24 protein-coding genes are annotated in these 26084 nt (G+C 42.4%); 11 read left to right on the top strand and 13 right to left on the bottom strand.

Annotated elements, in window-relative coordinates:
* The first annotated feature begins 108 nt into the window (after window positions 1-108).
* Both AC1DUD_RS15050 and AC1DUD_RS15045 read left to right on the top strand, forming a co-directional pair.
* Window positions 109-840 (top strand): heavy-metal-associated domain-containing protein, encoded by a 732-nt coding sequence (locus tag AC1DUD_RS15050; RefSeq protein WP_477375683.1) that lies wholly within the window; start codon window positions 109-111, stop codon window positions 838-840.
* A 312-nt stretch (window positions 841-1152) separates the two neighbouring features.
* The gene (locus tag AC1DUD_RS15045) at window positions 1153-1437 is read left to right on the top strand and encodes a hypothetical protein (protein WP_477375681.1); all 285 of its coding nucleotides are present in this window, start codon (window positions 1153-1155) and stop codon (window positions 1435-1437) included.
* Window positions 1438-1442: 5 nt separating this feature from the next.
* On the opposite strand, the gene AC1DUD_RS15040 is transcribed toward AC1DUD_RS15045, so the two are convergent.
* Both AC1DUD_RS15040 and AC1DUD_RS15035 read right to left on the bottom strand, forming a co-directional pair.
* Window positions 1443-1673: a hypothetical protein gene (locus tag AC1DUD_RS15040; protein WP_330859712.1), complete on the bottom strand. Its 231-nt coding sequence runs from the start codon at window positions 1671-1673 to the stop codon at window positions 1443-1445.
* A gap of 119 nt (window positions 1674-1792) precedes the next feature.
* Entirely contained in the window at window positions 1793-2158 is a 366-nt protein-coding gene (locus tag AC1DUD_RS15035; protein WP_477375679.1) for a response regulator, read from the bottom strand.
* A gap of 207 nt (window positions 2159-2365) precedes the next feature.
* Between AC1DUD_RS15035 and AC1DUD_RS15030 the strand changes: the two genes are divergently transcribed.
* The gene (locus AC1DUD_RS15030; RefSeq protein ID WP_477375677.1) at window positions 2366-3376 is read left to right on the top strand and encodes a LacI family DNA-binding transcriptional regulator; all 1011 of its coding nucleotides are present in this window, start codon (window positions 2366-2368) and stop codon (window positions 3374-3376) included.
* An 82-nt stretch (window positions 3377-3458) separates the two neighbouring features.
* On the opposite strand, the gene AC1DUD_RS15025 is transcribed toward AC1DUD_RS15030, so the two are convergent.
* Together AC1DUD_RS15025 and AC1DUD_RS15020 are read right to left on the bottom strand one after the other, a co-directional pair.
* The gene (locus AC1DUD_RS15025) at window positions 3459-4088 is read right to left on the bottom strand and encodes an NAD(P)H-dependent oxidoreductase (protein ID WP_477375675.1); all 630 of its coding nucleotides are present in this window, start codon (window positions 4086-4088) and stop codon (window positions 3459-3461) included.
* Window positions 4089-4512: 424 nt separating this feature from the next.
* The gene (locus tag AC1DUD_RS15020) at window positions 4513-6768 is read right to left on the bottom strand and encodes a transglycosylase domain-containing protein (protein ID WP_477375673.1); all 2256 of its coding nucleotides are present in this window, start codon (window positions 6766-6768) and stop codon (window positions 4513-4515) included.
* Window positions 6769-6883: 115 nt separating this feature from the next.
* On the opposite strand from AC1DUD_RS15020, the gene AC1DUD_RS15015 reads away from it, so the two are divergent.
* The 3 genes from AC1DUD_RS15015 (at window position 6884) to AC1DUD_RS15005 (ending at window position 9031) form a co-directional block, all read left to right on the top strand.
* Complete coding sequence (locus AC1DUD_RS15015) at window positions 6884-7972, top strand: Mrp/NBP35 family ATP-binding protein (RefSeq protein WP_477375671.1); 1089 nt, start codon at window positions 6884-6886, stop codon at window positions 7970-7972.
* A 31-nt stretch (window positions 7973-8003) separates the two neighbouring features.
* Window positions 8004-8282 (top strand): NifU family protein, encoded by a 279-nt coding sequence (locus AC1DUD_RS15010; protein ID WP_112568188.1) that lies wholly within the window; start codon window positions 8004-8006, stop codon window positions 8280-8282.
* Window positions 8283-8401: 119 nt separating this feature from the next.
* Window positions 8402-9031, top strand: coding sequence for a hypothetical protein (locus AC1DUD_RS15005; protein WP_477375669.1), 630 nt, complete (start codon window positions 8402-8404; stop codon window positions 9029-9031).
* 185 nt (window positions 9032-9216) lie between these two features.
* Here the strand turns inward: AC1DUD_RS15005 and AC1DUD_RS15000 are convergent, their stop codons facing one another.
* The 4 genes from AC1DUD_RS15000 to modA form a co-directional block, all read right to left on the bottom strand.
* Window positions 9217-9711, bottom strand: a complete 495-nt coding sequence (locus AC1DUD_RS15000; protein ID WP_477375667.1) for a hypothetical protein — start codon at window positions 9709-9711, stop codon at window positions 9217-9219.
* Window positions 9712-10004: 293 nt separating this feature from the next.
* The gene (locus AC1DUD_RS14995; RefSeq protein ID WP_477375665.1) at window positions 10005-10628 is read right to left on the bottom strand and encodes a sulfate/molybdate ABC transporter ATP-binding protein; all 624 of its coding nucleotides are present in this window, start codon (window positions 10626-10628) and stop codon (window positions 10005-10007) included.
* Window positions 10625-11296 (bottom strand): molybdate ABC transporter permease subunit, encoded by a 672-nt coding sequence (modB, locus tag AC1DUD_RS14990; RefSeq protein WP_477375663.1) that lies wholly within the window; start codon window positions 11294-11296, stop codon window positions 10625-10627. The genes AC1DUD_RS14995 and modB overlap by 4 nt, the downstream gene beginning before the upstream one ends.
* 16 nt (window positions 11297-11312) lie before the next feature.
* The gene (gene modA / locus AC1DUD_RS14985) at window positions 11313-12209 is read right to left on the bottom strand and encodes a molybdate ABC transporter substrate-binding protein (RefSeq protein WP_477375661.1); all 897 of its coding nucleotides are present in this window, start codon (window positions 12207-12209) and stop codon (window positions 11313-11315) included.
* Between the two features lie 101 nt (window positions 12210-12310).
* Here modA and AC1DUD_RS14980 point away from each other — a divergent pair, with 101 nt between their 5' ends.
* The 5 genes from AC1DUD_RS14980 (at window position 12311) to AC1DUD_RS14960 (ending at window position 20688) form a co-directional block, all read left to right on the top strand.
* Entirely contained in the window at window positions 12311-13795 is a 1485-nt protein-coding gene (locus AC1DUD_RS14980; protein ID WP_477375659.1) for a glycoside hydrolase family 30 protein, read from the top strand.
* 189 nt (window positions 13796-13984) lie between these two features.
* Window positions 13985-15895 (top strand): 7TM diverse intracellular signaling domain-containing protein, encoded by a 1911-nt coding sequence (locus AC1DUD_RS14975; protein WP_477375657.1) that lies wholly within the window; start codon window positions 13985-13987, stop codon window positions 15893-15895.
* A gap of 685 nt (window positions 15896-16580) precedes the next feature.
* Complete coding sequence (locus AC1DUD_RS14970) at window positions 16581-18464, top strand: glycoside hydrolase family 30 beta sandwich domain-containing protein (protein WP_477375655.1); 1884 nt, start codon at window positions 16581-16583, stop codon at window positions 18462-18464.
* A gap of 41 nt (window positions 18465-18505) precedes the next feature.
* Complete coding sequence (locus AC1DUD_RS14965) at window positions 18506-19735, top strand: family 16 glycosylhydrolase (protein WP_477375653.1); 1230 nt, start codon at window positions 18506-18508, stop codon at window positions 19733-19735.
* Window positions 19736-19800: 65 nt separating this feature from the next.
* Window positions 19801-20688, top strand: coding sequence for a hypothetical protein (locus AC1DUD_RS14960; RefSeq protein ID WP_477375651.1), 888 nt, complete (start codon window positions 19801-19803; stop codon window positions 20686-20688).
* A gap of 94 nt (window positions 20689-20782) precedes the next feature.
* On the opposite strand, the gene AC1DUD_RS14955 is transcribed toward AC1DUD_RS14960, so the two are convergent.
* The 5 genes from AC1DUD_RS14955 to AC1DUD_RS14935 form a co-directional block, all read right to left on the bottom strand.
* Entirely contained in the window at window positions 20783-22708 is a 1926-nt protein-coding gene (locus tag AC1DUD_RS14955) for an ArnT family glycosyltransferase (protein WP_477375649.1), read from the bottom strand.
* 151 nt (window positions 22709-22859) lie between these two features.
* Window positions 22860-23690, bottom strand: a complete 831-nt coding sequence (locus AC1DUD_RS14950) for an MlaD family protein (protein ID WP_477375647.1) — start codon at window positions 23688-23690, stop codon at window positions 22860-22862.
* Window positions 23687-24478, bottom strand: a complete 792-nt coding sequence (locus AC1DUD_RS14945; RefSeq protein ID WP_477375644.1) for an ABC transporter ATP-binding protein — start codon at window positions 24476-24478, stop codon at window positions 23687-23689. Before AC1DUD_RS14945 ends, AC1DUD_RS14950 begins: the two co-directional genes overlap by 4 nt.
* Window position 24479: 1 nt before the next feature.
* Window positions 24480-25259 (bottom strand): MlaE family ABC transporter permease, encoded by a 780-nt coding sequence (locus AC1DUD_RS14940; protein ID WP_477375642.1) that lies wholly within the window; start codon window positions 25257-25259, stop codon window positions 24480-24482.
* 98 nt (window positions 25260-25357) lie between these two features.
* Window positions 25358-26068: a pirin family protein gene (locus AC1DUD_RS14935; protein WP_477375640.1), complete on the bottom strand. Its 711-nt coding sequence runs from the start codon at window positions 26066-26068 to the stop codon at window positions 25358-25360.
* Window positions 26069-26084: the final 16 nt, after the last annotated feature.

The following is a 26084-nucleotide window of genomic DNA, read 5'->3' as shown; positions in this document are numbered from 1 at the left end:
TGGCTGAGCATTAGCGCCAAACTGTAAATCTTATAAATCATAACCATAATACTGTAACAGCTCTCCTATCTGCCCATGGTAATTTTGTATCAGCAAATACAAATTATCATGACACATACATATAACGTTACCGGCATGACCTGCACCGGTTGTCTTACTAAAGTTCAAAGCTTATTACAACAAGTTCCTAACGTTGAAAAAGTTGATATTTCATTGGCAGAAGGCACTGCCGATATTACCATGAAAAAGCATGTATCAACGGCCGATCTTCAACAAGCCCTTATCGCTTACCCAAAATATCAGCTTTCCGAAGCGGAAACCCATCAACATAGCATGAGCCTGGCCGATGACACTGAAAACCGCACCTGGCTCCAAACTTATAAGCCCATCCTACTCATATTCGGTTATCTGCTGGCGGCTTCATTAATTGCGGGTTATAACACCGCTTTTAACATTATGACCATGATGCGCATTTTCATGAGCGGATTTTTCCTGGTATTCTCCTTTTTTAAACTGCTGGATCTTGGTGGCTTTGCCGATAGTTACAGCATGTATGATGTGATAGCCAAACGCTGGCGTGGATGGGGTTACGTTTATGTTTTTGTTGAGCTGGGCTTAGGGCTTGCCTTTGCACTTAACATTTTCCCATTTATAGTTAACATTACAATGGTTGCGGTAATGACAATAAGCCTTATCGGGGTACTGCAGAGTGTATTTAACAAAAGGAAGATCCGCTGTGCCTGTCTTGGTGCAGTATTTAACCTACCGATGAGCACGGTCACTATTATTGAGGATGGATTGATGATTTTAATGGGTGCGGTAATGCTGGGATTGATGTAAGATTTCCCTTAGTGTTATTTCAATACTGTGATGCTGGATTTCTCTATTAGGTGAATCGAACCACAGCCTGATTGAAAAACAATAAGTGAAAATTTTTCAAACGAATTTTTGCGTATTAATCGAGTTACACAAATTTGAATCAATTTGAGATTCGTGTAATTCGATTAATTGTGGAAAGCCAGCAAAGCATTCGTGTAGAAATTTTTCAGTATAAGATTCGTTAAATCAGATCGAATTATTAAAAACGCAATTTTCCCGGTTTTCCTACCTCCTGTTAGTTGAAATGTCAACTTTTTGTTACTTTACCTCTCCATGCAAAACATTGCGCAATTTTTACTTCAGGATTGGTTTAATCTTACCGGTCGCGGATTGGTGATCACAGGTCAGATTATTCGGGGGCAAATTGCAAGCGGGGATTTTGTTTGTTTAAATGATGAACCCATCAAAATAAAAAGCGTAGAAATCGGCGACAAAAGACCTAATGATTTCTTTATTGGTCTAATCCTGGGAATAAAAGATCAAAGCGATGTATTACCATCCCTCAACAAGTTAAAGGGGAAAAGTTTATTGGTATTAACAGCAACAACAGTAAATTAAATCGCTTACATCCTAAACCGCAAAGCAACCGACCGTCCTAAAGCTTGTGCTAATTCGGGGTCTATTACCGGGCCTTCTCCTTTTTGGATCCATACGCGGCGGTCGTCTTTTTGAAGGATTATTTTCTCGCCATTTAACAGGATTTCAAGTTCGCTGGTGGTTGGGGTAATTGGCGAGGTATTAATTTGATACACGTGATCGGTATCGTTAAAAGTTATTCTTAGTGGCAATCCCATCTTTATCTTCTCTCCGGTAAACATACACATCCCATGTTATAAAAGCAACAACGGTTGGTAAGCAATGCAAAATTACAACATAATAGTCTAATTCACAGCAAATTATTTTACAAATCTAATTATGCCGCCAGCTGTAACTGAACCTTGCGGATCAGGCTATTCATACCAAAGGGCTTCTGCAAAACGTCATCTGGAGCTCCTTTTTGCGGTTCACCTGCTTCGGTTTCTTCATTTTCGGAGCAAACAATTACGCGCAGATCCTTAGTTGCCCGGTTCATTTTAATAAGCCGGCACAGCTCGCGGCCATCCATACTATCATTAACAATATCCAGGATCACCAGGTCAGGATGGCTTGCTTTTATGATCCTGAAAATTTCATGGACACGGGTTGATGAGGCCACTTCGTAACCGTTGGCAAGCAAAATGTAAGTCATTACTTCTATCATCAGCTCGTTATCATCAAGTATCAAAATTCGTTTTGCCATAAACCATGTCCTGCTTTCTGTACTAATGTTTATGCAAAGCGCATGCCATTGATTAACTTACAGTTAAGCCCTTACGGCCTGCGCCGAAACAGTGTCCTGATATTGCTGTTTTTCTGATGCTATTTTAACAATTATGGCCTTGATTAGTAAACACAATAGATCTGTTTTACTACATTTGGCTCATAGTAAATAGATTTAGCGGGCAAAATGGATAATATTAATATCAAGAAACTGGCAAAGGAGCTCAACATATCCACATCAACCATATCGAGGGCCTTTAACGGAAATACTGATATTAACAAAGATACCAAAGAGCGGATTCTGGCTTACGCCAAACAGCATAATTACCTGCCTAACCATTATGCCAGCAATCTTCGCGATAAAAAAACCAACACGCTGGCCGTTATTGTTCCCGAAATAGCTAACGACTTTTTTTCGCAGGCCATAAATGGCATTGAAGAGGTTGCACGTAAAAAAGGGTTTTACATTTTACTTTACCGCACCGATGATGTTTTTGAGAAAGAAGTTTCGTTTGTAAATTACCTTAACAACGGCAAAGCCGACGGGATTATCATGTCGGTATCCGGCGAGGCTAATGACCACAACTACCTGGGCCAGCTTGAAAAAAAACATGTGCCTGTTGTGTTCTTCGACCGTGTTTATGAGGACATAGAGGCCGCCAAAGTGACTACAAACGATTATGACAGCAGCTTTGCCGCAACCGAGCATTTAATTAAAACCGGTTGCAAAAAGATAGCTTACCTGGTGGTTAACAAAAGTATTTCGATAGGTAAGGTGCGGATGCAGGGTTATATGGATGCGCTTGCCAAACATAAGGTCGCGTTTGACGACAACCTGGTGATTGACTGTAGCAACGATGAAAAAATAAATTATAAAATTCTTAAAAAAGCTTTACAGGAAATTAAGCCCGATGGCATATTCAGTTCGGTTGAACGCCTGGCTTTTGCCACGTACTATGTTTGTAATGATCTCGGCATTTCAATACCAAACGATCTGAAAGTGATCAGCTTTTCAAGCCTCAGGGTGGCCCCTTTGCTTTCTCCTCCCCTTTCAACCATAACACAACCCGCTTATGAAATGGGCGTAAAGGCCGCAACGTTATTATTTGATGTGCTCGAAAATAACGGCTCATCCCCTAAAAAAGAGCATGTATTAAAATCAAAGCTGTTTATCAGGAAGTCTTCTTCTGGTGAATAGTGAATGGTTGATTAAGAGAATGGTTTAATTTCAATTCCTAAAGCCACTTAACCCAATCAACCACTCACCCAATCAACCTAAATTATGCTTCAATAAAAAGCTCGCTTTGCGGCCTGCGTACTTTTACCATTTTGCTGTAAGCATCGTCTTCGGCACGGAAGCCTACTGCGGCAATTACAGTTGTAGTCAATCCTTTTTCCTTTAGGCCAAGGATCTCATCAAATTTTGCAGCATCGAAACCTTCCATCGGGGCGGCATCAACACCAAGCTCAGCAGCTTCGGCCAATAAAACACCTAAAGCAATATAAGCCTGCTTGTGCGACCATTCAACCTTTTGCTCATCTGTACGGCTGGCCAGGGTACCTAATACCATTTGCTCGTAACCGGCAAGGTTTTCGCGGGCGATACTGCGGGTTGATGCAACAAGATCGATGAATTTTTTACCAAAATCCTCATCAAGGTTGGTTAATGAAGCAAATACAAACAAAGCCGATGAATCGGTGATCTGTGCCTGGTCGTACCCAACAGCACGCAGTTTTTGTTTGATTTCTGCATCCTGTACAACAATCACTTTATATGATTGCAGGCCTAATGATGATGGAGCCAACTGGATAGCTGTTTTTAAAGCCTCTAATTGTTCTGCACTTATTTTTTTGCTGGGATCGAATTTCTTAACAGCCGATCTCCATTGTAATTTTTCTACTAATGACATGATTATCTCAATTGCTGAAACAAATATAGATGTTTAAACATGTAAGTTTAGCCATGCAATTGTAAAGAGATAAACACGAACCATTATGGTGTTCACAATTTGATCGAATTACACGAATTTTCATTGAAATGTTCAAGCTGCCGCGGGTTTTCAACCCGTGGTTAATCACGGTTTCAGCTTTCAGCCGAACCTAAGTAAGTTGAACGCTTAAAAGAGGCTAACCATGAGTTACGCTGCGCTAAACTCGCGGTAGTGGGTATAAAAACAAAACGGACATTCTGCTTGGCAGAATGTCCGTTTTCAACCTTTCGTTATTGCGAGGTACGAAGCAATCCCCGACTTTACAGGGGGATATACATAGCCGCTCTGCCAATAAGGGATTGCTTCGTACCTTATAATGACGGGTGGAGATATTACTATCGCTTTACGGCATCTTATCCTTCAATTCCTTTTCCTTTTCGTCCTCTTCATTCCTTAACCGCCGTTTTTCCTGCCGCACCTCTTTTCGTGTTTTGCCGCCTGTGGTATCTACAGCATCAATCTTGGCCTTGTACTCGGCTTTAAGTGCTTCAATTTGGGCTTTGATCTGATCTTTTATTGTTTGTTCCTTTTGCTTTAGTTTTTCTTCGGCCTTTTCTTCGGTGGTATCTTTTTTACCGAAAAGACGCTGGAAGAAGTTTGGTCTTTTTACCGGTTCGTCCACAACAGGTAAAATGCTGTCGTCATCAGCCCCACCTTGTTTCATGAGGCTATCGGCAGTGGCAGTATCAACAGGAGCAATCTGCCGGCGCAGGCTTTCCCTTAACCTTACTTCATAAAACCCGTAAGCGTTTGTATCACGTGCGGTATATCCTTTCATGGCCATCAGCTTACCGATGAGGTTAAAGTAGCCGTGCAGCCCCGGTCGTAAGGAACCATCAGGTTGAAACGCGTACAAGCCCCCTTTAGGATAAGGCACAATACTGGCCAGGTAAATACTTTCACCAATGCTAAGTTGCGACGGCTCTTTACCAAAGTAATAATGCGAAGCCTCGCCTATTCCGTAAATATTGCGGCCCCATTCAATAATGTTAAAGTAAACTTCCAGCATCCTGTCTTTGGTCATGATGCGGTTATTTTCAATAAGCCACACAATCAGGATCTCTTCTATCTTACGCGAAAGCGTTTTTTCCCGGCTCAGGTAGGCATTTTTCACCAGCTGTTGTGAGATCCCGCTGCCTCCGCGTTTGTACTTCTTTGTTTTAAAATCGGTAGCGATTGATTTGCGGATAGCCTCCATCACAAACCCGTGATTGGTGTAAAACGATGGATCTTCGGCTGTCATTACCGCGTTTCTTAAATTTGGCGAAATTTGCTGCAGCGGGGTAAACTCCGGATTTTCGGGCCCTATCAGGTGCGGCGCCATTGGCTTGCCCTTTTCATATGGTGTATATACAAAGGGGCTGTTAAGCTTGGTTAAATCGGTGCGTCCAAATTTCAGGATCCTGAAGTTGTCCTTATCCATGCCCGAATCAAATATCAGATCGTCAGGCTTTGATGAATCCATATAAAAATTCATATGATAATTTAGCTTACCGGCTACCTGGATACCGTCAAGCGCGTCAAACATCCCCGTAGGGAACGAATCAAAAATATCAGCAGCATTAAGCCAGCCCGTATTAAACTTCAACTCATAAATTTTAACCGGGTTAAGCGTGTATTTAATATACGGATGCGCCGTTAATTTTCTGACATGGATAAGAGAAGTACTATCGATAGATACGTAATTGGTTCCTACCTTAACATCGGCATCAATAGCGGCCGCGGGGAATACAATATCGGTAGATGAAATACCCGGATGATGGATCAGCAGGTTTTTAACCGACCACGAACCCGAAATGGTTGTTTCGCCGCTGCTATGATCCTCCTTGGTTAATTTGGTTTGCAGCGTATCAAAATTAAGCTTCAGGTTAAATTTCTTTTCGATGATAGGCAGCTCCACTTTTTTGTGATTATCGGCATACAACATCACGTCGATATCCTTATCCGAGGGGTGCATTTTACCGGCAAAATGCCAGGTAGCTTCCCCATCGTTAACTTTTATTGTCGAGCTCATCTGTCCGTCTTTGATCAGCGCCGTTTGAGCCAAAAGCTTCAGCTGGTCGCTGTCACTCTTAAAACTGATCCTGAAATTATTGAGCGCCAGGTTATCGGGGATCTTATAAAGCACTTCGTTGATCAGGTTATGGGCTATATTGCTCAAATCGGCTTTGGTGTCGGTGGCTGTCGAGTCTTTTTTCTTTTTAAAGAGGAAGTCGAAATTTTTAACCCCGTTTTTATTCACAAGACTGATAAAACCATCCTGTAATACTACGTCTGAAAGCTTTACCTCGCCCAGCAACAAAGGCATTACCCTTACACTCACTACGAAGTTTTTGATATTCAGCAAGCTATCGCGCCCTTCAGGTACGATGCTGATATCTGAGAACGAAACCGTACTGAAACCCGTAAATTGGGCCGATCCTATTTTTACATCTAAATTATAATCCCTCTTTGCTTTTAATTTAGCTTTGTCAATGGCTTTTTCGAGCAGGGCGCCGCGTTTTGAGTAGGCAACATATCCACCGATAAGCAGAATAAGAATTAAGGGAACAAGAATATATGCGGCTATGCGTATGTATTTAGGATTAAGGCGCTTCATTTGTTAATTTTATCCAAAACTAAACTAAATCTTATCCCCTGCAAACGGTTGTTTTTGCAAATTGTTTCCTTATAAACTCAATCAACGGCCTGTTTTCATAAATTTGCCTCATATTATGACAATTACTAAAGAACAAGTATTACAAGCACTGGGCAATGTTGAAGAGCCGGATCTGAAAAAAGACCTGGTTACACTCAACATGATCCAGGATATTCATATTGATGGCAACAATGTTAGCTTCTCGGTGATCCTGACTACTCCGGCATGCCCGCTGAAGGCCATGATCGAAAATGCCTGCCGTAACGCGATCCTGCACTTTGTGAGCAAAGAGGCCGTTATCAATATCAACATGACCTCGCGTGTTACCTCGCAAAAAAACACCGGAGTTCCGGGTGTAAAAAATATCATAGCCGTTGCTTCGGGCAAAGGTGGCGTTGGCAAATCAACCGTTGCGGCAAACCTTGCTTTAGGCCTGGCAAAATCGGGTGCTAAAGTAGGTATGATTGATGCCGATATTTATGGCCCGTCGGTACCTATTATGTTTGGACTGGAAGGCGCACGCCCTATGGCCAGCCAGGTTGACGGTAAAACCCGTATTGAACCTATCGAAAAATATGGCATCAAATTACTGTCGATAGGTTTCTTTACAGATCCAAATCAGCCGGTGCCATGGCGCGGACCGATGGTATCAACAGCTGTAAAACAATTGTTCAATGATGCCGACTGGGGCGAGCTTGATTATTTGGTGATCGACCTGCCTCCGGGTACAGGCGATATCCACATCACGGTAACGCAAAGCTTCCCGGTTACGGGCGCTGTAATTGTTACCACGCCGCAAAATGTGGCGCTTGCCGATGCTAAAAAAGGGATTGGCATGTTCATGATGCCGGCTATCAATGTGCCTATACTGGGTGTGGTTGAAAATATGTCGTACTTTACACCAGCCGAACTGCCGGATAACAAATATTATATATTTGGTAAAGGCGGAGGTCAGAAACTGGCCGCGCAGCTTAATGTTCCGTTTTTGGGCGAGATCCCGCTGATCAAAGGGATCAGTGATTCGGGCGATGCAGGCAAGCCAACGGTGCTTGAAGAAGATGGCCCGATGACGGCAGCTTTTGTGAAGATGGCCGAGCGGGTTGCCCAGCAAGTGGCTATATCGAATGCCAAAGCAATGAGTGCAGAAAATATTGTAAATAATTAATAACTTTACATAACGTTATAAATTAATAAAAATGAGTTTATTAAATCAGGTTGAAGCAGCTTTAGATACTATCCGTCCGTATTTGGAGGCTGATGGGGGGAATGTTTCTGTTGAGGAGATAACTCCTGAAGGTGTTGTTAAATTAAAGCTGCTGGGTTCATGCGGATCATGCCCAATGAGCATCATGACCCTTAAAGCCGGTATTGAGCAGGCTATCAAAAAAGCCGTACCCGAAGTTACCGCCATCGAGGCCATAAACCTTACAGACATTGATGATCCCAACGCCGTGCTTCCCGAAAATTTAAGGTAGTTGTTAAGTAATGTTAAATCCCCTGTTCAATTTGGGGATATGACTTACTTTTGATGAAGTTTAAAAACTATTTTGGCCGAGGCAGCGTAATATATGTTGAGCTAAGTAGTTAATGTTTTATGAAGTATTTATTTGGTTTACTGCTATTATTTGTTTCAATGGGCGCTTTTGCACAAAGCAAAGACCGCCCCGTTGTGCAGTTTACAGGTATCACACATAATGCCGATAGTTTAAAGATCACTATTCCTTATGTTACCATCACCAATACCTCGGCACATAACATCATCAACGTATCTAACTACAAGGGTTACTTCTCATTTGTAGTGCACGAACGCGATACCCTTCGCTTTACCTGTGTTGGCTATGCGCCGGTTATCGTAGTTATCCCTTCAAACCTGCCAAATGAAAGTTACACTACCCAGGTATCTCTCAAGGCGCAGATCATTAACCTGCCAACATTCCACGTGTTTCCCTGGGCAACTACCGATGAGTTTAAAAAAGATTTCCTGGCTATAAAACTTGCCGATGATGATTTGGAGATAGCCCGTAAAAATATCAGCAAAGCCACTCTTTCGGCTTTGTACAATACCCTACCCCGCGATGCCCAGGAAATACAATCGGCCAATGCACAAAATATGCATACCACTATCCTGAACTCGCATTCACTTACCCCCAATCCGCTGCTAAATCCACTTGCATGGGGCAGCCTTATCAAGTCGATATCTGACGGGGATAAGAGTAGTAAATAATTAAGCTTTTATTGTTGATTATCAAGTATATTTATTGATCTATTTATAAATATAGGCGTTGCCTGCGGCCCGTGCTATCCGCTCATACTGCACAGGCATTAGCCACAAGGCCGGTATTCGCTACTATCACTAACGCGCCTCGCGCACCATCGCTAAATTATACTTTATACGCCATCACGGCTTTTTTATTGAACCGGATAAAAATGGTTCTTTACTTCATTTACGAAACTTTCGGCCACCGCTTTATCAATCATTGCCTTTGCCTGTTTGCTTGAATAATTCCCGGTCATAGAAACATGCCCCTTGGTGGTAAACTGCACCGGAGCTTTTGATTGTAAACCACTAAGGGTCCCCACCGCGGTATAATCAATTGACTTATAAAATGGCACCCATAAAGCCCCTGTTTCTAACGATTTTACGGTGATGACAATTGGTTTAGTTTTACTAATTTCTTTGTAAAGTGTATCCTTTTCAAATAACACAATCACAGATAAATCACCGCGGGTCCCTTTTTCATCTTTTGTTGTCGCTGCCGAATCTTTTTTAACCTCTTCCGGCCAGCTTGCAATAGTACCGTAACTTGATTCTGTTTTATTATAACTAAGCGCTGTATTCTTGAATACGACGATGATCAAAAGCAATCCAATTGCTATAAAAAGTGTTTTTTTACGGGATTTCATATTGTAGATATGGTTTAAGTAAAAGGATTTACTCCTTCTGCAATATAGGATAGTTTGAAATGGCTTTTGTTACAGTACCCTCGTAATTTAAATGGTTTTGAGTTTTGCTGCAATAAAAAAGTTCATTTGTATTCATCAGTTTTACTGCCGTTGCCGGGAGAGCAAAAATGTCATTGTGAAGAGGAACGACGAAGCAATTGCAAGGAAACATGGCGACTCTCTATAGCATGCGATTGCCGCGCTGCGCTCGCAATGACATTTTTCAGCATCTCTGATAATCTACTCAGATACAATCACAACTCCTCAAAATCTATCACCTCACCATCAAACATTTCCAGCTCCTGCAAATTATGGCTTACTATAATAGTTGTGATATCTAATTGCTTAACTAAGGGTTTAAGCTCCTCTATCAGCAAAGTTTTCATCTTACTATCTAAAGCCGAAAATGGTTCATCCATCAAAAGCAGTTTGGGTTTAATAGCCAACGCTCTTAATATGGCCAGCCGTTGTTGTTGTCCTCCCGAAAGATGATCGGGTTTGTGATTGGTAAACTTATCAAGCTGGCCCAGCTGTAGTAGCTGCTTTATCCAGCCGGCATCATTCGTGGCATATTCCAAATGTTGCTGTACCGTCATATTCGGGAACAGGGCATAGTTTTGAAATACGAAGCCTGCATTCCTTTTTTGTGGTGATAGATTGATTTTCGATCCTGAATCAAACCAGGTAACGCCATTGGTAATGATCTTACCGCTTTCCGGCGATGACAACCCGGCAATCATTTTCAGCAGCGTGGTTTTCCCTGATCCCGAAGGCCCTAAAATTTTGGTAATGCTTCCTTTATTAAACTGCTTCTTGATCGGGAGCAATTGTCCGCCATTGTAGGCCTTTAGCTTTATTTCAATATCTACGCTGATCATGCTAAGGGACCTTTCGCCTGGTATTTATTGAACACAAAAACGGCTATCACCAAAGCAAACGTTATAGAAAATAAGATCAGCGAATAGTTATTGGCCGATGCATAATCCATTTTTTCTACCGAATCATACACAGCAATAGACGCTACCCTTGTAACACCGGGGATATTCCCTCCTATCATCAGCACCACACCAAACTCGCCCAGCGTATGGGCAAAGGTCAAAACAGCTGCGGTCAATAATGACGGTTTAATATTGGGCAGTAATACATACCTGAAAGTTTGCCACTCGGTTTTACCCAGCGTGTACGATGCTTCGGCTAAGGAGCCCGGTAACTGCTGCAAAGCCGATTTTACAGGTCCAACCATAAATGGCATACTATAAATTACCGAAGCCAGGATCAGCCCCGGAAAGGAAAAAACCAATTGCACATCAAAAGTATCATGCAGCCATTTCCCCAAGCCATGCTGCGGACTAAAAGCCAGCAGCAAATAAAAGCCCAATACCGATGGCGGTAACACCAAAGGCATGGTAATAATTGCTTCAATAATGATTTTGATAAATGACCTTCCTCTTGAAAGCCACCAGGCAAATGGCAGCCCGACAAGCAGCAGCAACAGGGTGGTGATCCCCGATAACTTTAATGTGAGCCATATGGGCGATAGGTCCATTGGTTAAAAATACAAATTATTGAACCCGGTAACCGTATGTCTTAAAAATACTTTTAACAGCGGGGCTTAAAATGTAGCGATAAAATTTTTCGGCCGAAGGGTTATCCGCGCCATGCTTGAGGATCACGATGCCCTGTAATATCGGATCGTATGTTTTAGGATCGATAACTTTATAATACAAGGGTGTTTTATCTCCCAGTTCTTTAACCAGCGATTGCGTGGTGAAACCCACATCGGCCACCCCGGTAGTTATATAAGTGTTTACCTGCGATATGCTTTCGCCATAAACTGTTTTCGGCTTTACATCATCCAAAATTCCTTTATCCTGTAACGATTGTTCTGCGGCTTTACCGTAAGGGGCGATGGCCGGGTTAGCAATGGCTATCTTCTTTACCCTTGCCGTAAGCAGCAGTCGCTCCCAATTTTCAAAACCGATGTTTTGCGTGCTGCAAATGACCAGGCTGCCGGAAGCATATACTACCGGCTTTTCTTTAGCAAAGCCATTTTTAAACAAAGTTTCAGGAAAGCTCATATCGGCCGATAAAAAAACATCAAACGGGGCACCGTTACTGATCTGCGCTACCAATTTGCCCGACGATCCAATAACAGCGTCAATAGTGATCCCTGTTTTTTGCTTAAAATCTTTTTGTAAAACCTCCATTACCGGCTGCAGGTTGGCGGCCGCCGCAACCCGCAGGTTTTGTGCATTTGCTGTTAAACCTACCGTAAACAGCAGGGCAAATAAAAAAAATATAATTTTTTTTGGCTTGGTATTGTATTGTTCACTTTGCATCGGTTTTACAGTTTTTTGCCTTGCCGGCAATTGTTTCGTTTGGTATTGAAGCGTATCATAATTTTCCGAAAACGGTCTTTTGATACCATAACACCACAAATATACGCTTGTTATAGCCATTAGCGCTTCATATATTAGTAATGTTAAGCTATCAAATAAACCAATTTTTAACAAAAAAAGCTGTTGAGCTTTATGCAATCCGGCTTTAAATGTGTCCCCTGATGAAAAATAATTTTACAAGCGTTCTGTTAGCCTCATTCGTTACTATCGGTGTTTTTAGCGGGGAAGCCTGCGGAAAAAAAACAACCGCAACACCAACGCCAACTCCCCCTGTTGTTACCCCACCGGTAGTAACACCAACCAAAAGCGACGTTGCTATGTGGCTCACTACTGCCGACCAGGCTACCACCTTCGCCAAACAAAATGTGACGATCAATTTCGGAACAACGGCGGGCAGCGGTTCAACCATTAATATCAATGCTTCCACTACCTACCAAACTATTGATGGTTTTGGCTATTGCCTTACCGGCGGCAGCGCCATGGTGCTCAATAAACTAACCGCCCAGAAGCAGGACGAAGTATTGAAAGATCTGTTTTCAACTGATGATACCCACATAGGCGTAAGCTATTTGCGCATCAGTATTGGCGCATCTGATATGAGTGCTACCGATTATACTTATGACGAGGTAACGCCCGGTCTTACAGATGTTGATTTAAAAAGTTTTTCTATCGATGCTGAAAAAGCCGATCTCATCCCTGTACTGAAAAAGATCCTTGCCATAAACCCGAACATCAAAATATTAGGCAGCCCCTGGACAGCCCCTACCTGGATGAAGGTTAACACCCTTGGCAATAATGGTTTTAAAGGCGGCAGTTTGAATACCGCTTACTATGATGCCTATGCACGCTATTTTGTAAAGTACATCCTGGCTATGAAAGCCGAGGGTATAACCATTGATGCCGTAACCCCACAAAACGAGCCGTTAAATGCATACAATAACCCGGCAATGTATATGCCGTCGAACGAACAAGCTAATTTTATCAAGAACAACCTTGGCCCGCAATTTAAAACTGCCGGTATCACCACCAAAATCATTGTTTATGACCACAATGCCGACAACACCAGTTACCCTGTAGATATTTTCAGTGATGCCGCAGCTAACCCATTTGTTGATGGATCCGCTTTCCATTTATATAACGGCGATATTAACGCCCTTGGGCCGCTGCATGATGCTTTCCCAAACAAAAACCTGTATTTTACAGAACAATACACCCCCTCAAACGGAGGCTTTGGAGGCGATCTGTCATGGCATGTAAGTAACCTTATCATTGGCGCAACCCGCAACTGGTGCCGCAATGTGCTGGAGTGGAACCTCGCTACTGATACCGACTACGGACCGCATACCGATGGTGGTTGCAGTACCTGCCGCGGTGCGTTAACTGTTACTTCGTCATCGGCAGTAACAAAAAATGTATCATATTATATTATTGCTCACGCTTCAAAATTTGTAAGACCGGGCGCTGTCAGGATCTCATCTGATAACGTAGCCGGATTGCCAAACGTAGCTTTCAAAAATACCGACGGAAGCACGGTGCTGATCGTGCTAAACTCAAGCGGCAGCCAGCAAAGCTTTAATATTAAGATAGATGGAAAAACCGCTTCAAGCACTTTAGCCAATGGTTCGGTGGCCACTTATGTATGGTAAACCCCCTATTTTAACAACAAATAGCTAAAAATTAACATTTTAAATAACTGTATAACATACTTTTAATAGGATTAGAAAAATAAAAATATTATAATTGTATCCGGCCTGACGCTAACCAAACAACCATTTCATTCGCGCCTGTAGTGAATCCAACACTACAGGTGCGAAAAACATCCATCTGCCGAGCATATGTTTAAACTGTTACTGAGCTCTTTTTTCGGTATAATGATGTTTTGCTTATGCTTTTCTACAGGCATAAAAGCTCAAACTACCGTACAAATAAACGACAGCGTAAACCAGCACATTTTTGAATATAAGCAGATAATTTATTTTGAGGATACAACCGGAAAACTCGGTCTCGATGGTATTCATGCTGCTTATCTGGCTGGTAAGTTCGCCCAAAACCAAGAGCCCACTCCCGTTACCCATCACAACAACTCAGCTTACTGGTACCGCATAAAAATTGGCAGGACCAACGCTACCAACAACAATTGGATCCTGGAATTTTTTGATCAAACTATTGATAGTATTACCGTTTATTCGCCGGCTACAGATACTTACCGGGTAACATCACTTGGCAGCAGCCACCCTTTTGCTGCCCGTTTTTACAAGCACAAAAACTTTAGCGTTAACATAAACAGCAACTCCGGTCCCGATGATGTTTATTACATCCGTATCCGTTCGGGCCACTCGGTTAATGTGATCATGGTTTTGCGCACGGTAAGCCGGTTTATAGGCTATGCGCTCGACGAATATTTTTTCTTCGGCGTTTTTTACGGCATGATCCTGGTTTTTGGCCTGTACAATTTCATGATGTTCATAGCCATGCGCCAGGTGCAATATCTGTACTACATCATTTATAACTTAAGCATCGGCCTTTACGAAATGTGTGTTGATGGCATTGCCTACCAATACATATGGCCAAACTATCCCGGCTGGAACACTTACGCCTACGGAATAGCCCTGTTTTCGGCCAGTATTTTTGCTATTCTTTTTGCGCAAAGCCTGCTCAACTTAAAAGTTAACGCCCCCCGCTTAAACAAAGTGATCAAAGGGGTTATCGTTTTCAGGTGTATTTATTTCCTTGCCTGTATCACCATAAACATGGCATGGTTCAACTACAAGATCATTGAATTTTTACCGCTAAGTATCTCTTTTTATGCGGGTTGTTATGTGCTGATTAAAGGCTATAAACCTGCGCGTTTCTTTGTTATAGGGTATACTTTCCTGCTTACAGGCTTCGTGATAAAAACCTGTATCGCGTTAAACATCTGGTGGCTGCCTGTTACCGAATTTGATTATTACAGCCTCAGCGTTTGTTTTATTATGGAGATGCTGTTCATCTCTTTTGCCATTGGTGATAAGGTACGCATCCTGAAAAAGGAAAAAGACATTGCCCAGCAAAACATCATAACCCAGATGAAGCAAAATGAGGAGTTAAAAGACACGCTGAACCGCAGCCTGGAAGCCCAGGTACAGGAACGCACCCGCGAACTGGTTGAAAAATCATCGATGATAGCCGAGCAAAACGAAGAACTTAAATCGGTTAATGAATTGCTGCAACAACAGGCCGAAGAGATCTCGCGCATGAACGTACTGCTCGAAAAAGATAATATCATCCTGCATAACGATATCGAAAAAGTAACCCACGACAGGGTCATGCTTACGGAGGTAGATTTTGAAGAGTTTAGCCGTATTTATCCCGACAGGGAAACCTGCTTCAAGTTTTTGTCTGATCTGAAATGGGAGCATGGCTATGCCTGCCGCAAATGCAGCAATACGCATTACGGTAGCGGGCACCTCCCCTACAGTCGCCGGTGTTCAAAATGCGGGTATGAAGAATCGGTGATAGCCTATACCATACTGCAAAACACCCGGATCCCTATCAACAAAGCATTCTACATGATCTTTCTGATGTACTCAACCAAAGGCAAGATCTCGTCACATAAACTATCCGAAATCCTTTCCATCCGCCAAAGCACTTGCTGGGCTTATAGTTCGCGCATTAAAAAAGTAATGGAGCTGCGTAAAAAAGAGATCAAAAATGCCGGTGATAAAGGTTGGAGTAAGTTGGTGATTGATAATAGCACGAATGCCTGAGCATGCGGATAACAATTTAAACGAATTTCACGAATTAGGTCCTCGCTCGGAAGATAAAAACAGGATTCCTCTTCCCTCACGTCGTTGCGAGGTACGAAGACAACCGACCGAAGGGAGCTCATTAATACCTTTAAAAAACAGATTATAAATATTAATAATCCCCAACTTTACAGGGCGAACCTGTATAGCTCCTCTGCCTGTTGGGGATTGCTTCGTACCTTGCAATGACGCCTTTTAATCTTTTTCGTATTTCTTCTGTATTTACACTTATAGCTCATAGCTATACAGCCCTATTATTTTCTTTAAAATTAACTGTGAAGCAAGCGTATCATAAAAAAAATTTCATCGCAACAAAAACGTTGCACAGTCCATTTAAAGTAGTTTTTACCGTTTCAAACACTGTGATGCAAGCGTATTAAAACTTACATAATATACTATAAATCAATTATTTACGAACATTTTACTTGATTAATCCGTTTAAATTACTGTAGATTTGCTACAACCAATTTTAAGCTACACATAGCCCTGCTTCATGGAAAACAGTATTGTCCATGCGCTTTTGCCTTGAATAATGCTTTGATATTCTTAAGCAACAGTTAAATATTGTTATACATATTGACCTGTTGTATAGCAGTTTATGTGATGTTTTTTTGAATATCAAATCAATCAACTAAATAATAACTAAATGAAAATCAATTACAAATTGATGCGGCTTGCAGTCCTCACCCTGCTTTCTGCCGCTACTTTTTACTCGTGTAAAAAAAATGTAAACACACCCGATGCGCCTGATCAACAAGCAAAAGGCACCGTAGCCCGTGCAGCCAATGAGGTTGTAAACGCCTGGCTTACTACTGCCGATCAATCAAAGCTTTTACAGGCACAAACCAGCTTTAATTTCGCTGCGGATGCAGGTACAAATGCCACAACAGTTACCGTAGACGAAAACCAAACCTACCAGGGGATCGATGGCTTCGGCTTTACTTTAACAGGTGGCAGCGCGGGCTTACTAAATGGCCTCGGCAGTAATCAAACGAATGTACTTAACGAACTTTTCGGCACAGCCAACGGGCAAATCGGGATCAGCTATATCCGGATCAGCATTGGTGCTTCTGACCTTAGCTCCAGCGATTTTACCTATAACCAGACCGCCGGCGATTTTAATATGAATAATTTCAGCATCAGCGCTGAAAACCAGGACCTGCTGCCTATACTGAAAAAGATCATCGCCATAAATCCATCTATCAAAATCATCGCCGCCCCATGGACAGCCCCTACTTGGATGAAGGTGAACACTACAGGTAATAATGGTTATACCGGCGGCAGCCTGAACACCGCAGCAGGTTATTATGATGCCTATGCCCGCTACTTTGTAAAATACCTGCAGGCTATGCAGGCTCAGGGGATTACCATTGATGCCATTACCCCGCAAAATGAACCGCTTAACCCATACAATAACCCCAGTATGGTGATGCAGCCAAATGAACAGGCCAATTTTATTAAAAACAACCTCGGTCCGCAGATCAGGGCTGCTGGTTTTCAAACCAAGATCATCGCTTATGACCACAATACCGATAGGATTGATTACCCAGAAACTGTACTGGCCGATGGCGGGGCTAACCCATATGTTGACGGTTCGGCGTTTCACCTGTATGCAGGCGGCATAGCTGCTTTAACCGATGTACACAATGCCTATCCTAACAAAAATGTTTACTTCACGGAGCAATGGGTTGGTGCACCAAGCAATTTTGGCGGCGATCTTTCATGGCATGTAAACACACTCATTATTGGCGCTACCCGCAACTGGAGCCGCAATGTTTTAGAGTGGAACCTTGCTGCTGATCCTAACAACAACCCGCATACGCCGGGTGGCTGCAGCACCTGTTTAGGTGGTATCACAGTTAGTGGTACTTCCATTACCCGCAACGTGGGCTATTACATTATCGGCCATGCTTCAAAATTTGTAAGGCCGGGTGCTGTTCGCATTTCCTCAAACCTGTCGGGCAGTATCCAAAACGTGGCCTTCAAAAACCCGGATGGCAGTAAGGTGCTTATTGCCCTTAACAACGGTTCATCAAGCAGCAACTTTAAGGTTAAATGGGGCGCTGAATCATTTACTTACACTTTAGCTGCGGGTGCCGTGGCAACTTTTAAATGGACAGGTACACAATCAAACGGAACCTCAACAGGTGCACCTATCGGCTCAACCATTACCCTTAAAGGCTTTAATAACCAGTATGTAAGCAGCGAAAACGGCACACAGGCCATGAATTGTAACCGTGCTACACCATCAGCATGGGAACAATTTACCGTGGTCGACGCCGGTGCTGGCAAAATAGCCCTGCAATCTATGGGCAAATATGTATCATCAGAAAACGGCACACAGGCCATAACCTGTAAACGCACAACCTTTGGCGACTGGGAAAAATTTGACTGGATCCCTACTACCGACGGCAAAGTCACCATCAGGGGAAGCAACGGCAAATTCATCTCGAGCGAGAACGGTACACAAGCCATGACCTGTACCCGGGCAACAGCATCAGGCTGGGAAGCGTTCGGGGTAAACCAATAATCTAATACAAAACCAATTAATTATTCACTAATACCATCATTATGAAACAACTTTTAAATTTTACGAAGAGTGCCGCTACCGCATCGGCATTAATGCTTTTAATTTCATCCTGCAGCAAGGACCTGAACAAGCCATCGCCTGCCATTAAAACGGCCGATGAAACTACAGGATCAACCACCACACCAAGGGCTGGTACCCTGCTCTGGAGCGATGAGTTTAACGGCACCAGTGTTAACACTAACAACTGGAATATCGACAATGGTAACCCGGGCGTTAATAATGAAAAGGAGTACTACCAATCGGCAAACGCCACGGTATCAGGCGGCTTCCTTACCATTACTGCGCGCAAGCAAACGGTTGGCGGTCAGCCATATACATCGGCTAAGTTAACTACCGCGGGTAAATATCAGCCTACATCCGGTCGTATTGAGGCAAGTATCAAACTTCCCGGGGTGCAGGGTACCTGGCCGGCATTCTGGATGCTGGGTGCAAATATCGGCACCGTAGGCTGGCCACAATGCGGGGAGATTGATATCATGGAGCAGGTAAATACCTCCAATACCATTTTGGGCACCATGCACTGGTACAACAACGGCGGCCATGTACAATATGGAGGCAGCACAACTACAACGCCAACCGGTTTCCATACCTATGCTGTTGAGTGGGACGCCAACTCTATCCGCTGGTATGTAGACAATACCCTGTATGTAACCGGTAATATCGCTGGTAACATTAACAATACAGGCGCGTTCCATAATCCATTCTTTATCATCCTTAACCTGGCCATCGGCGGCGATTTACCCGGTAATACCATTAATGACGGTGCGTTGCCTTGTAACATGGTGGTTGATTATGTAAGGGTTTATGACCTGTCGGGTAGCAGCACAACGCCTCCAATCGGTCAAACTATTACCTTAAAAGGATTTAACAATCAATATGTTAGCAGTGAAAACGGTACGCAGGCTATGAACTGTAACCGCCCAACGGCATCAGCCTGGGAGCAGTTTACTGTAGTTGATGCCGGTGGTGGCAAAGTTGCCCTTCAGGCTATGGGTAAATATGTATCATCTGAAAACGGCACACAAGCCATCACCTGTAACCGTACTACCGTTGGCGACTGGGAAAAGTTTGACTGGGCACCTACCACCGATGGAAAAGTTACCTTCAGGGGCAATAACGGCAAATTTATCTCGAGCGAAAACGGCACACAAGCCATGACCTGTACCCGTGCAACCGCATCGGGCTGGGAGGCTTTTGGTGTAAACCAATAATTTAAAATGATATATTTAGCCTGCCTTTTTAAATGAGGGCAGGCTTCTCTTTTATAAACCTACTCATGAAAAAATTTACCGGCTTTTGCTTTTTGTGGCTGATGTTAGGCACTCATTCCTCATATGCTCAATCTGGCGGAAACAAACTGCAGTTTGATATTACCGATGGCTACCAGCGCGAAAATTTTCACTGGTCGATAGCCGGTAACAGTAACGGACAAAATCCCAATGTTTTTTCAGAACTGAAATGGACAAAAATTGGCGGCCAAAGCATTGCCGCTTCCTTGCAATTAAATGTATATCAAAGATTTAGCGTTTATGCAGATTATACCAGGCAATTCATTACATCCGGCATGGTAAATGATTCGGATTACAGCAACGATAACCGCAGCGGCAATACTTATAATGAAACTTTTGATGCAGGCAAAGGCCATACCCAGGGCTGGGCTTTAGGTGCAGGTTATCAGCTTGTAAAAAATGGATGGTTCAGCTTCACTCCATATGCCGGTTATAGTGATAACAGGCAATATTTGTATTTATATGATAACCGTTTTCCGGGTTTAAACAGCAGCTACCAAACCCAATGGGAAGGCCTGTTTATCAAAGCTATAGCATCAATAAACCTTATTAAAAAACTGAAATTTAATACCGATATCACCTATAACCAGGTAAGCTATAATGCCCAGGGCAACTGGAATTTGATCACTACTTTTCAGCACCCGGTTAGCTATCGGCATCACGCTAACGGGTATGGCTTAAATATGAATGGGACACTGGTTTACGCTATTACCAATCATATAGGCATACAAGCCGGGGCGGGCTATCTGCATTGGCAAACTGGTAATGGTACCGACGAACTTTACCTCAATGGTGGTGAAATTGATAAAACGCAAATGAACGGGGCGTTCAGGGATGGGTTTAGGGTATTTGCGGGGATAACTTTGAATTTATAATTGTTCCACGTGGCACATTATTGGAGCTATTGCCAATTGGGATGGGCGTTTATTAAATATCAATCTCTATAAATAAAACATAATTAATTGATTTTTAACTATTTATATAAATAATCTTATTTTTTTTCGATTGATTATAGAAACGCTTTCCATTAAAATCTATATAAGGTTTGTTAATGATAGTAGTAACTATACAATCAAGCTTTGATGGGGTTATAAAAAGTTTGTTCGACAAATTGGTCACCCGGATATAGGTAGGGTTCATTGGCCGGCTAAAGCAATCTTTAAATAAAGGATATTGCCAGTCATCTATTCCAAGACTAATACCGATATCGCTATAGTTTGATTTTTTAATAGCTTCATATACAGCATTATATTCCTGGTATGCTTCGGGTTTGTTTACAAAGTATTTCTGATAGCGGGGGGTATTTATAATACTTGTATAAGGCCTGAGGCTGTTATGAAGAACAACCAGTAATATATATACTAAAAATACGGGGACTGCAACGTAAAACACTTTCTTAAACGTCCTGAATAAATTCAGCGCATAACAAATTAAAGGTATCGAGAGCAGGAAAAACGGAATATGTAGCCTTGAATGCCATGGCTGCCATTTTAAATACAAGCAAAACAATGAAACCTGGAGCAATATGATAACAATGAGCCATATAACATGCTGATCCATCTTCTTACCCTTGCGTGAAAATCCATAAGCTACCAGCATTACAAAGGCAGCAACCGTAAACATGAAGTGGAGCATATTTGGCGCTGTATCTTCATTAGTAACCGGGCTTTTTGTGCTAAACTTATTATGACGATAATTAACAGCCGGGTCATTAATATCGATACCTGCCACACGATGGAATTTATAAATGACGCTATCTGATGCCTGTGCAACATCACCAACATACATGAGGCATAAGTGTAACCCGGCATTTTTTATACAATTTGATAAAAAGAAGCCCGCATTCATTTTTTGATTCGAATATTCTTTGGATTCCTGCTTATCAAGACCTAATACATTACCCCATAACTTATAGTTGCGGCTGTAATGACCTGCATTTATCGATAAAAAAGCCACTACAGCAATAAGCGAAAACCATAAATAATTGTAATTAAATGCTTTACTAAAACCGATTACTACAGTAACAAATGCGAAAAGGATGATCGGCGTAAGATATAAGTATCCCGTGCCTTTAGTAAAAACACTTAAGCCTATAGAAAAACCAAAAAAGATAAAGTATTTAAGCTTGCAGCTTTTTGCCGCCTGCATAGCAAAGTAAAAGGCCGATATTACAAATAGCGATATTACTACGTCATTTTGTGTGCTTGAGGCTTGTAAAATAACTTCAGGAATGGTACAGGTTAATAATATCCCGGCTATTTTATATTCCACGCTAAGGCCAAGCTTTTCAATGATCAGCACTATAGCTAACACTACAAACAAAAAATAAAAGAATTGTACTGAATTAGACAAATAATCACCTCCGGTTAACACGTTAACGTGCATTACCACATATTCGGCAAAAGGAGGCTGATATAGTTGCCGTGTAATATCAGTTGCATAATGGTCAACAGATTGGTGACATACCCAACTCGTAATCCTGGCCAAGTGATAGGTCATGGAGTCCCAATTGTTGGGAGGGTACAAGATGCCCTGGATGAAAACCAGGGTCAGAATAATCGCGATAGCCGTTATCAGCGTAAGTTGAACTTTAGTTAAGGCTTTGAGCGTTTTACCCGCACCACACACCAAATCATTGACGAAACTAAACCACCTGCTTTTATTTAAATACAGGTACGCGGCATTAATAACTCCAAACACGCTCCACGAAATTACTATGCCTGAAAAGTTTAACTGATGCAGGCCACTTAACAATTCGGTGATGAATACCATTACCACAGAAAATAGAATCATACTGATCAGTAAAATTTCTTTTCTGCTGTTATCCGGTTTATAATAAATACCCAGGCTAAAAAATATCAATATAAAACAGGCAAAAAGTAATAACACAGGCATAGCATTATAATATTAACCGCCGGGTAATTACCGGCTTATTATTTCTGCAACAATAATAGGTTTTTAATTTAATCAATGCCTGTTAAAAAGCTAAGCTCTAAAGCTGTTCTTTATTTTGTAAAGAACTTCTACTTATAGCATAACTATAAGATCAGTTATTCTCCTTCTGCTTATCAGCTGCTTCCTTAGCCGCTTTCTCCTTTTGCTTTTCAGCTTCTTTGGCTGCTTTCTCTTTGTCCTCCTGAACCTTTTCCTGGGCTTTGCGGATGCTATCCTGCCGTTGTTGCTCGCGTTTCTTTTTCTTATTGAAGAAACCTCTTAACAAAAAGTTATGCTGGGCTGCGGTTAAGTCCTCATTGAGGGTTTTGGTTGTGGTATGAACGGTTTTAATGGTGGTTTGCGCCTGTTTCACGGTGCCTTCCAGGTCACGGGCCATTTTATCGCTGTTAAGCAGCCGGCCTATACTTCCCTGCCCGTTGTTGATCTTCGCTACTATTCCGGTCAAATTTTCGGTTAATGATTCAGCGTTATCGGCAACACGGGTGAGTTTATTGATAATCCTGTCTACATCAACCGGGTTTATCGAACCTAACTTTCCGCCATCTTCTATTTCTTTGTGGCTCACAATGCCTCCGGGGGCTATCACCACCAGCTTATCCCCCATCAAGCCATCACTACCAATGCTCAGCTTTGAATCTTTTTTAATAAATTTTTTAACGCTTTTATTCAGTGTAAGGTCAACCCGTACAGAGCTATCCGTCACGATATTGATAGATTGTACTACCCCTACATTAATCCCCGCAAAACGTACGTTGTTGCCTACCTGCAAACCGCTCACATTTTTAAACCTGCCATATACATGAAAGGTTGAGTTGAACAGACTTTTTTGATTGCCTATTAAAAATATAGCTACCAACAGCACTGCCAACCCTAAAAAGGTAAACAGGCCTATTTTTATTTTTTGAGATGATGTGGTTTTCATGCTGGTTCGTTAAAAAATGATCTGACCATTTCGTTCTGCGATTTTTCGAGCTCTTTATATGAGCCCTCGGCTATATATTCACCTTCATTCATTACCAGGATCCGATCGGCAGTGATGCGGGCACATTCCATATCGTGGGTAATAATGATAGATGAGATCTTATATTTTCGTTGCAGGCGATTGATCAGCTCACTGATCTCACGGGATGTAATGGGGTCAAGGCCGGTAGTTGGCTCATCGTACAACATAATTTCGGGATTAACGATCAGCGTACGGGCCAGCCCTACCCTTTTCCGCATCCCACCCGATAAGTCGGACGGCATTTTATCTATCGCGTCGAGCAAACCAACCGCATCCAGTACCCCTTCAACCTTTTTATTAATCTCCTGCTGATCTTTTAATTTTAAAACCCTTGTCAATGGAAATTCCAGGTTATCCCTTACTGTCATGGAATCATACAGGGCACCGCCCTGGAAAAGGAACCCTATCTTTATCCGGAGCTGTTTAAGGTCATCATCGCCCATGGTGGTAACATCCTCACCAAAAACTTTCAGGGTGCCCCCATCGGGCTGTAACATACCTACAACACATTGAATGGTAACAGATTTCCCCTGGCCAGATTTACCTAATACCACGATGTTCTCCCCCTTCTTCAGGTCGAAACTGATATTTTTTAGCACCTGCTTTCTGCCAAATGATTTTTTGATCCCTTTAGCATGGATCACAATCTCTTCCTTTTGGACTGGAGCTTCCTTTTTTTGTTCGATACCTTCGTTTGCTTTTTTCATCTTATTTATAAAATAACAAACTGGTTATCTGAACAGCTATCGCATCAATAATGAAGATCCACAGGGAAGCAGTCACCACAGCCGAGTTAGCCGCTATCCCAACGCTCTCTGTTCCTTTATCAGAATGGTAACCTTTATAACATCCCACAAAACCAACAGCAAAGCCAAAAAGCACGGTTTTAGCTACAGCAGGTAGCAGATCCGAAAAATCAAGCGAGGCTATACATTTATTGAAGTAAAGGGAAAAGCTGATACTATCGGTAAAATTAAGTGCCAGGAAGCCGCCGAATAACCCAATGGCATCACCTATAATAGCCAGCAATGGGATCATGAAACTGGTAGCCAATACGCGTGTTACCACCAGGTATTGAATGGGATTGGCACCCGATACCTCCATAGCATCAATTTGCTCCGTCACTTTCATGCTGCCCAGCTCTGCACCAATGCTTGACGCTATTTTACCGGCACAGATGATAGCAGTGATCACCGGCCCTATCTCGCGGATGAGTGCTACTGCAAGCGTTTTAGGCAGCATACTTTCGGCACCAAGCGAGATGAGCGAAGGCCTGAGCTGCAAAATAAGCACCATCCCCATGATAAAGGAGGTAACGCCCACCAGCATCATGGATCGGTAACCTATTTCGTAGCATTGCCTCACAAACTCCGACCATTCAAAGCCGCCGGTAAATATGTTGCGGAAAAAGCGCGTGAAGAATACCACATAGTCGCCTATGCCTTCCATCCATTTTCGCCATCCGCTTAGTTCCTGCTGTGCTTCCATCAGTGAATCTTAAATAATTGTAAACAACAACAAAGCAGCGCTCAATTGTTTTTGAACTTTCAATAATATTCACTTTCTGGGTTCAGGCTAAATACTGATTATGACATCGGTACATCAATGATCAGGAAACGGGATGGCTCTTCGGTTATAATTGTAAGTGAACTCGTATCATAAACGCCCAGCGCATCTTTTTTGTTTAAAACCTGGCTGTTTATTTTAACCACTCCATCCAGCACAAACAAATAAGCACCGTTGCCCTGGGTTTTAATATCATAGTTGATAGTTTGGCCTGCTTCGAACTCTCCCATTGAAAACGTAGCATCCTGGTTGATCCAAAGTGTGTCTTCGCTTTTTTGAGGCGAGATCAGCGTGGTTAGCTCGTTCAATTTAAAACGGTCTTTAAAATTCATTTGATCGTAACGCGGCTGGATATTCCTTTCTTTAGGATAAAGCCAGATCTGCAAAGTATTGGCAGCTTCCTTATGTGATGCATTATATTCTGAATGATATACACCTGTACCGGCCGACATTACCTGCACCTCCCCCGCATTTATTACTCCGGTATTGCCCATGCTATCTTTATGCTCCAATCCTCCATTTAAAGGGATGGTGATAATTTCCATATTATCATGCGGATGACTGCCAAAACCACGGCCGGCTGCTATAATATCATCATTCAATACACGCAGCACACCAAAGTTCATTTTTTCGGGATTGTAATAGGAGGCAAAGCTGAACGAGAAGTTTGCTTTTAACCAGCCTATATCGTTATGTCCGCGTTCTGCTTCGGGATAAAATATTGTTTTCATGTTATTTTCTAATTTA

The sequence above is a fragment of the Mucilaginibacter sp. P4_A11 genome, assembly GCF_056402535.1.
The sequence above is the reverse complement of the archived record's forward strand: the minus strand, read 5'-3'. Positions and strand labels throughout refer to the sequence as shown.